Raw genomic sequence first — 8,173 nt, forward strand, 5'->3', positions numbered from 1 at the left:
CTGGGGCCCGTGAACTATTTTACGCCGTGCGCGCGGACCTGGAGCGGTCCCCGCCCGGGGCGGCCTGCCCTTTGGGGTGGAACGTGCGGCCGGTGACCCTTTCGGAGGCTCCGACGCGGTCCAGATACGGGGTGATGCCGCCCAGATGCAGCGGCCAGCCTGCGCCCATGATCATGCACAGGTCGATGTCTTCCGGTGCGGCGACCACGCCTTCGTCCAGCATGAGCCCGATTTCCTCGGCCAGTGCGTCCTGGGTGCGCTGCAGCAGTTGTTCCTGAGTGCTCGGCGAATCGCCGAACTCGAGCAGCGCAAGCGTTGACGCAGGGATCGCCTGCCGGCCGTCGGGGTCAGTGGTCCACAGGGACGTGACGCCGTTGTCGATGAGCCGCTGCAGGTTGGCGGAAACCCGGAACCGGTCACCGAAGGCAGCATTGAGCGACTCGGTGACATGCTGGGCCACCGGAAGGCCGACCATGGCCAGCAGGGTAAACGGGGTCATCGGCAGGCCCATGGGCTTGAGCGCATGGTCGGCCACGTCGGCCGGCGTGCCCTCGTCGAAGGCGTTCGCCACCTCGCCCATCAGCCGCAGCAGCACGCGGTTGACCACAAACGCTGCCGCGTCCTGGACCAGCACGGTAGTCTTCTTGAGCGCCTTGCCCAGGGCGAAAGCGGTGGAGAGCACTTCGTCGCTGGTTTTCGGGGCGCGCACGATTTCCACCAGCGGCATGAGAGCCACCGGATTGAAGAAATGGAAGCCGACCACCCGTTCCGGATGCAGCAGATCCGCTGCCATCTCCGTGACGGACAACGACGAGGTGTTGGTCGCCAGGATGCAGTCCTCGGAGACCACCTTTTCCACCTCGGCGAAAACCTGCTTCTTGACCGCAAGTTCTTCGAACACAGCCTCGATCACGAAGTCGGCATCCGCGAACACCTCCTTGGAGACCGAGCCGCTGATCAGAGCCTTGGTACGGTTGGCGGCGTCGGGGGACATGCGCTTCTTGGCCAGCAGTTTGTCGACTTCCGCGTGGACATAGCCCACGCCTTTGTCCACCCGCGCCTGGTCAACGTCCGTCATGACCACCGGAACCTTCAGCTGTCGCGCGAACAGGAGGGCGAGTTGGCTGGCCATCAGTCCGGCGCCGACAACGCCAACCTTGGTGACCGGCCGGGCGAGCTTCGGGTCCGGCGCGCCCGCGGGACGCTTGGACCGTTTCTGCACCAGTTCCAGGAAGGCGTAGACCGTATCGCGGAAATGCGGAGTCTGCATCAGTTCAGCCAGCGCTTCGACTTCAAGGTCAGCGGATTCCTGCTGGCTCCTGCCCCGGCCGGCCGCCATGACGTCCAGCACCTTGGCCGGTGCCGGTGCGGCGTTGGAGGTCTTGGCTTCCACGAACCGCCGCCCGGCCGCGATGGCGGCATCCCAGTCCGCCTCGGTAGCCTCCGAGGTACTGGCACGGCGGTCGGCGACGTGGCGGCGGGCGCCGTCGTCGGTGAGGATCCGCGCGGCCCAAGCCAGTGACTGCTCCAGAAAATCGGCGGGTTCGAACAATACGTCTGCAATGCCCAGCTGGCAGGCCGCCGCGCCGTTGAGCGTCTTGTTGTTGCTCAAAGGGTTTTCGATCATGACTTTGACGGCGTTGGCCGGGCCGATGAGCCGGGGCAACCGGTAGACGCCGCCCCAGCCCGGGATCAGGCCCAGGAAGGCTTCCGGCAGCGAGATGCCGCTGGCGCCGGCGGAGATGGTGCGGTAGTCGGCGGCCAGGGCGATCTCCAGCCCGCCGCCCATGGCCGCCCCGTTGATAAAAGCGAAAGTTGGTACACCCAGTGATGCGAGCGTGCCGTAGACCTGATGTCCCAGCCGGGCCATGGCCCTACCGTCTTCGGGGTCGGTGAGCCTTCCCACGGCGCTCAAGTCGGCGCCGGCCACCAGATAGTACGGCTTGCCGGTGACCGCGACGGCGGAGATCTCACCCGCTGCGGCACGGTCCCTGAGCCGTGCGAGCGCCGTGCCCAGCTCCACCAGGGTATTGGGGCCCAGCGTGGTCGGTCTGCGGTGGTCCAGGTCGTTGTCCAGCGTCAGCAGCGCCAGCGTGCCGGCACCGGGCAGCTCGATATCCTGCACGTAGGAATGGGTGACCGTCTCGTCCGGGAACTTGGCGGCCAGGGCCGTGAAATCGGCGGCGTTCATGCGCGGTCCTTTCGTGCGGATGCTGATGCGGGGGCGTCGCCAGCCGTTGCGGTGCCTGTGGTGGCGGTGCGGCCGGAATATTCTGCGTGGTGCGGGTTTTCCCAGACCACGGTGCCGCCCATGCCCAGCCCGATGCACATCGTGGTGAGTCCATAGCGCACCGTCGGGTTTTCCGCGAACTGGCGGGCCAGCTGGGTCATGAGCCGCACGCCGGAGGCGGCCAGCGGATGGCCGACGGCGATCGCCCCGCCGTAGCGGTTGACGCGGGGATCGTCGTCGGCAATCCCGTAGTGGTCCAAGAAGGACAGTACCTGCACGGCGAAGGCCTCGTTGATTTCGAACAGGCCGATGTCCGCGATGTCCAGGCCCGCCATCTTCAGGGCCTTCTCGGTGGCGGGGACAGGACCGATGCCCATGACCTCGGGATCGACGCCGGCGAAGGCGTAGGAGACCAGGCGCATCTTCACCGGCAGGCAGAGCTCCTCGGCCGCCTCGGCGGAGGCCAGCAGCGAGGCGGCAGCGCCGTCGTTCAGGCCGGCAGAGTTGCCGGCGGTGACCCGGCCGTGCGGACGGAAAGGAGTGCGCAGCCCGGCCAGGTCTTCGAGGGTAGTGCCCGGACGCGGCGGCTCGTCGGTGCTGTGCAGCGACCACCCTTCGCCGGGCTTCCGGGCGGCTACGGGCACCAGATCGGGCTGGATCCTGCCGTCCTGGTAGGCAGCGGCGAGCTTGGCCTGGCTGGCCGCGGCATAAGCGTCGGCGCGTTCCTTGGTGATCGCGGGAAAGCGGTCGTGCAGGTTCTCGGCGGTATTGCCCATGTTCAGCGCGTCAGGGTCCACCAGGCGTTCGCTGCCGAACCGCGGGTTCGGATCCGCGCCCTGGCCCATGGGGTGGTTGCCCATGTGTTCCACACCGCCGGCCACCACCACGTCGTACGCGCCGAAGGCGATGCCGCCTGCCGTCGTCGTCACCGCGGTCATGGCGCCGGCGCACATCCGGTCGATGGCGAAGCCGGGCACCGAGCGGGGCAGCCCGGCAAGAAGCGCAGCCGTACGGCCGATGGTCAGGCCCTGGTCGCCGGTCTGCGTTGTCGCGGCGATGGCCACGTCATCGATGCGTCCGGGCGGCAGCGAGGGGTTCCGGCGCAAGAGTTCGCGGAGGCATTTGACCACCAGATCGTCGGCCCGGGTGCCGGCGTGAATGCCCTTCTCACCCGCTTTTCCGAACGGGGTGCGTACGCCGTCAACGAAGACGACATCACGCAGGGCGCGGGGCTCGGACGTAGGGCTCACTCGGAACCTCCATGAGATGCGGAACACAGTACCAGCCCGATGTTACCCGCGGGTAACTTGTGCAGCAAGCGGCAGCTGGCCACGGGGCGCAAGCGCCGTGTATAGGCTGGCCTTGATGGTGATACGGCGAGGAGCTTTCGACCGGCAGCAGCCGCCCCGGCAAACACCGGTGCGTCCCGTTGCGGCTTCAGGCGCGCTCCTGGTGCTGGCGGCTTCGGTGCTGTGGGGAACCACCGGAACGGCTGCCACCTTTGCGCCCGATGCCGGTCCGCTCGCCATTGGCGCGGTGGCCATGGGGGTGGGCGGCCTGCTTCAGGCGCTGACTGCGCTGCGGCCGATGGGCCGCGCCCGTGGGCAGCTGCAGGATCAGTGGAGGCTGTGGCTGCCGGGTGCCATGGCGGTCGCGGTGTACCCGCTGGCTTTCTACGGTTCCATGCATCTGGCCGGTGTTGCCGTGGGCACGGTGGTGAGCATCGGCTCGGCTCCGCTCGCGTCGGCGTTGATCGAGCGGGCGTTCGACCGGCATAGGTTGAGCGTGCGTTGGGGCGGCGCCGCCCTGCTGGGGTTCTCCGGGATTGTGCTGCTGTGCTTCGCTGCCGCCCAGGGCGGGGGAAACGCCGGTAGCGGCGCCGGGGACGCGGCAGGGGGCGGCACGTTGGCCGGGATCGGATTGGGCCTGCTGGCCGGACTGACGTATGCGCTCTATTCCTGGGCTGCCCACCGGATCATCGGCGGCGGCGTGCCGGTCCGTGCCGCCATGGGAACGATGTTCGGCGCCGGCGGGCTGCTGCTGATGCCGGTGCTGCTGGCCACCGGGGCGCCGCTGCTGGCATCCTGGAGCAACGCCGCCGTGGGGGCTTACATGGCTCTGGTGCCGATGTTCGCCGGCTACGTGTTGTTCGGGCTTGGCCTGGCGCGGGTGCGTGCGAGCACGGCCACCACGCTGTCCCTGGCAGAGCCCGTCGTGGCTGCAGTGCTGGCAGTGTTGGTCGTGGGTGAACGCCTGCCGATGCAGGCCTGGAGCGGGATCCTTCTGGTCATCGCCAGCCTGGCTGTGCTGATCGTGCCCGGCCGCCAGCCATGGCGCTCACGGGAGGGCGTACCGCCAATAGCCGGGTCAGGCAGGCGAACGCCGCTCACGCCGGCGCCGTCGGATGGAGCCAACAGCGGCCCCGGCGGAGGTTGAAGTCCCGGCTGCCCCGGCAGCGGTTGATATCCCGGCTGCCCCGGCCACGGTACCGGCGGAAGCCTGCCTCCGCACCGGCGTGCGGGCGCCGTCGTCGTTGCCGGACGCGTCGGGCTGGTCCTCTTTGAGCGCCAGCGGCTCCGGGTTGGCATAGGCTTCGGCGAGCAGGCCGGCGGTGAGCTTGCGCTGCCAGGGCCTGGCGCCGAGCTCCGCCAGCGCGGCATTCAGGGACTGTTCGGTGATGGGCTCCGGCGGTCGCCATGCGGTACGGCGGAGGTAATCAGGGGTGAGCAGGTTCTCCACCGGCATCTCCAGCTGCTCGGCCAGCGTGGCCAGCCGGGGCCGGGCGGTCTGCAGCCGGGCCGCTGCGGCTGCGTCCTTGTCCGCCCAGGAGCGTGGCGGCGGCGGAGCGTTGGTGGGCAGGTGCAGCGGAGGCAGTTCGGACTCCCGCCGGGCAGCGGAGATGCACCGCAGCCATCGCGTCGCTTCACGCTGTGCAGCCCGCCCGTGGAACCCATGGGTTTCCAGCAACTGCGGGACGGTGGCCGGCATCGCCTTGGCGGCGGCGACGATGGCTGAGTCGGGGATCAGCCGCCCCGGGGCGACATCACGTTTGGCGGCCAGCGCTTCCCGTTCATTCCAGAGTTCCCGCACGGCGGCCAGCTGCCGGCGGTCACGGATTTGGTGCAGGCCGGAGGTGCGGCGCCATGGGTCGACGCGCGGGGGCGAGGCCGGGGCGGTCCGGACGGCTTCGAACTCCTCAAGGGCGTACTCGAGTTTCCCGGCGTCCTGCAGCTTGCCGATCAGGGCTTCGCGCAGCTCGACGAGCACTTCGACGTCCAAGGCGGCATAGCGCAGCCATGGCTCGGGCAGCGGGCGCGTGGACCAATCCGCTGCCGAGTGCTCCTTGGCCAGCGTGAAACCGAGCAGGGATTCGATGACCGCTGCCAACCCCACGCGGGGCATGCCGGCCAGCCGCGCGGCGAGTTCAGTGTCGAAGAGTCTGTCCGGCCACATGCCCAGCTCGGACAGGCAGGGCAAATCCTGGGTAGCGGCGTGAAGGATCCACTCGACTCCGCGCAGCGAGTCGTTGAGCAGCTTCAGGTCCTCGAACGGCTCCGGGTCGATCAGCCAGGTGCCGGCACCCTCGCGCCGCAGCTGGACCAGGAAGGCCCGCTGCCCGTAGCGGAAGCCGGAGGCCCGCTCGGCATCGATCGCGACCGGTCCGGTGCCGGCCGCCAGGGCATCGGCGGCGCGCTGCAGCCCCGATGCGGTGGCGATGACCAGCGGAACGCCGTCACGCGGCGCATCGAGGTGGATCAGCTGGGGGGCCGGCTCCTGGGGTTCTGCGGCGTCGTTGGAAGTGCTTTGGTCAGGGCGGTTGTGCCCGGCCTCGTCCGAAGTCAAGGAGCTCATGATCCGTTCAGTTTAGGCCAGCCGTCTCCGGTCGACCGAATAGTGCGACGCGCCGGTGCCTGGGAGGCTGTGCCGGCAGCCGGTGGTTGTCAGTTTCGGCGGCGGTGCGGCAGGGCGGCAACACCTTCCGGCAGCGGCGGCAGCCCCGCGTAGGTGCACACCATGTCGCTCCACGCCTCCAGGTGGGAGCGCATGTCGGCAGAGGCAGGTGTCCAGGAAGCGCGCAGTTCGATGTCGATCGAGTCCTGCTGCCCACTCAGCGTGCCGTAGCTTTCGGACAGGATGCGCGTGGCGGTGCCTCCTGCGTTGCGGTGCGGGGCACCGTGGTTCTCCAAGGCCTCGACCAGCCAGTCCCAGGCCACGGAGCCGAGCATGCTGTCGTTGCCCATGTCCGCATCCAGTTGGGCGCGGATATAGGTGACGATCCGGAAGGTTCCGTCCCAGACGGGAGACCCTTCCGGATCGTGCAGCAGGATGAAACGGCCGGTGGCCAGTTCCAGGCCATCGGCGGTTTGCAGTGCGGTGACCACCGGGCCGTGGAGCGGCCGGGGGCCGGGTTCGGCGACGACTTCAGCGCCGAGCGCAACGGCGAACGGGGCCAGCCGGGAGGGCGCCGGAAGCTCCTCCAGCCTCAGCTCGTTCCGGCACTGCGCCTGACGCAGGCCCGACAGCGCGCGCAAGAACTCAGGCGGCACTGCTGAGAGATCAATCGCACTCACACAGCCAGATTAGGCCTGTGGCGGCACGACGTCAGGCAGGCGCGCCGGAAAGCCGTTGGCGGGACTAGGAGAGCTCGCTGCGGATGGCTGCTGCGAAGGTGTCAATGTCATCTTCGGTGGTGTCGAAGGAGCACATCCAGCGGACCTCGCCGCGGGCTGCATCCCAGTCGTAGAAGCGGAACTTCTGCCGGAGCCGGTCCGCCACCCCGGGCGGCAGCGCCGCGAACACGGCATTGGACTGGGTCGGCTGGGTCAGCGAGAGCCCCTCGACGCCGTCGACGGCGGCGCGCAGCCGGGCGGCCATGGCGTTGGCGTGGGATGCCGAGCGCAGCCACAGGTCGCCCTCGAACAGGGCGACGAACTGGGCGGAAATGAAGCGCATCTTCGAGGCCAGTTGCATGTTCATCTTGCGCAGGTACAGCAGGCCGTGAGCCGCGTCCGGATTCAGGACCACCACGCATTCGCCGTAGAGCAGGCCGTTCTTGGTCCCGCCAAGCGAAAGAATGTCCACTCCGGCGTCGGTGGTGAAGCTGCGCAGATCGGTGCCCAGTGCGGCCGCGGCATTGGAAAGCCGTGCCCCGTCCATGTGCAGCTTCATGCCGCGTTCGTGCACATGGTCGGCGATGGCCCGGATTTCCTCGACGCTGTACAACGTGCCCAGTTCGGTGCTCTGGGTGATGGACACCGCCAGCGGCTGGGCGCGGTGCTCGTCGCCCCAGCCCCACGCCTCGCGGTCGATCAGCTCCGTGGTGAGCTTGCCGTCCGTGGCCGGCACCGACAAGAGCTTGATCCCGCCGACGCGTTCGGGAGCGCCGTTCTCGTCCACATTGATGTGGGCGGTGGCGGCGCAGATGACGGCGCCCCACCGCGGCAAGAGCGACTGCAGCGACAGCACGTTCGCGCCGGTGCCGTTGAACACCGGGAAAGCCTGGGCGTCCTCGCCGAAGTGCCCGGCGATCACTTGCTGCAACCGCGCGGTGTAAGCGTCCTCGCCATAGGCGATTTGGTGCCCGTCGTTTGCGTGGGCCAGGGCCGTCAGGATCTCCGGATGCACGCCGGAGTAATTGTCCGAGGCAAAGCCGCGCAGGTCCGTGTCGTGCAGGGGGCCGGAAAGCAGGGGGGAATCAGTCACGTGTTTCAGTATTCCTTAATCGGTGGTTGGCGTCACAGCCGAGGCACTCAGGCCAGCCGGATGCGTGTCCCATTGAGTCGGTCGGCGTCCAGGGCGAACAGTGCTGCGGCTGCGCGGCCCAACTCCGCCACGTCGGTGAAGCCGGGGAACGCCTTGCCCGGTTCGGCCCGGCGCATCGAATCGTCCAGCAGGGCTTTGACCGCCAGTACGACGGCGGCGGACCGCTGGGGCATGGGGTCC

Annotated in this window: 6 protein-coding genes and 1 pseudogene; 1 reads left to right on the forward strand and 6 read right to left on the reverse strand. The window is 68.7% G+C overall.

The annotated features are described in order from the left end of the window. Window positions 1-19 precede the first annotated feature (19 nt). Window positions 20-2,191 carry a 3-hydroxyacyl-CoA dehydrogenase NAD-binding domain-containing protein gene (locus tag AC5RWT_RS31755; protein WP_494083692.1) on the reverse strand — a complete coding sequence of 724 codons (2,172 nt, stop codon included), beginning with the start codon at window positions 2,189-2,191 and terminating at the stop codon, window positions 20-22. Further along, window positions 2,188-3,480, reverse strand: coding sequence for a thiolase family protein (locus AC5RWT_RS31760; RefSeq protein WP_494083693.1), 1,293 nt, complete (start codon window positions 3,478-3,480; stop codon window positions 2,188-2,190). Before AC5RWT_RS31760 ends, AC5RWT_RS31755 begins: the two co-directional genes overlap by 4 nt. 115 nt (window positions 3,481-3,595) lie before the next feature. Here AC5RWT_RS31760 and AC5RWT_RS31765 point away from each other — a divergent pair, with 115 nt between their 5' ends. Next, the gene (locus AC5RWT_RS31765) at window positions 3,596-4,666 is read left to right on the forward strand and encodes a DMT family transporter (protein WP_494083694.1); all 1,071 of its coding nucleotides are present in this window, start codon (window positions 3,596-3,598) and stop codon (window positions 4,664-4,666) included. Here AC5RWT_RS31765 and AC5RWT_RS31770 read toward each other — a convergent pair. The 4 genes and pseudogenes from AC5RWT_RS31770 to AC5RWT_RS31785 all read right to left on the reverse strand — a co-directional run. Continuing rightward, window positions 4,598-6,082 carry an HRDC domain-containing protein gene (locus AC5RWT_RS31770; protein ID WP_494083695.1) on the reverse strand — a complete coding sequence of 495 codons (1,485 nt, stop codon included), beginning with the start codon at window positions 6,080-6,082 and terminating at the stop codon, window positions 4,598-4,600. The two genes, AC5RWT_RS31765 and AC5RWT_RS31770, sit on opposite strands and share 69 nt — an antisense overlap. An 89-nt stretch (window positions 6,083-6,171) precedes the next feature. After that, window positions 6,172-6,801, reverse strand: coding sequence for a DUF3000 domain-containing protein (locus AC5RWT_RS31775; RefSeq protein WP_494083696.1), 630 nt, complete (start codon window positions 6,799-6,801; stop codon window positions 6,172-6,174). A 64-nt stretch (window positions 6,802-6,865) separates the two neighbouring features. After that, the gene (locus tag AC5RWT_RS31780; protein WP_494083697.1) at window positions 6,866-7,933 is read right to left on the reverse strand and encodes a threonine aldolase family protein; all 1,068 of its coding nucleotides are present in this window, start codon (window positions 7,931-7,933) and stop codon (window positions 6,866-6,868) included. Window positions 7,934-7,980: 47 nt separating this feature from the next. Further along, a pseudogene (locus tag AC5RWT_RS31785) lies at window positions 7,981-8,173 on the reverse strand (oxidoreductase); the annotation flags it as partial.

The sequence above is a fragment of the Arthrobacter sp. Dra40 genome (genome assembly GCF_059091905.1).

Coding starts and splice junctions, on each gene's coding strand:
- AC5RWT_RS31755 (WP_494083692.1), bottom strand. CDS start 2,191: ATGAACGCCGCCGATTTCACGGCCCTGGCCGCCAAGTTCCCGGACGAG.
- AC5RWT_RS31765 (WP_494083694.1), top strand. CDS start 3,596: ATGGTGATACGGCGAGGAGCTTTCGACCGGCAGCAGCCGCCCCGGCAA.
- AC5RWT_RS31770 (WP_494083695.1), bottom strand. CDS start 6,082: ATGAGCTCCTTGACTTCGGACGAGGCCGGGCACAACCGCCCTGACCAA.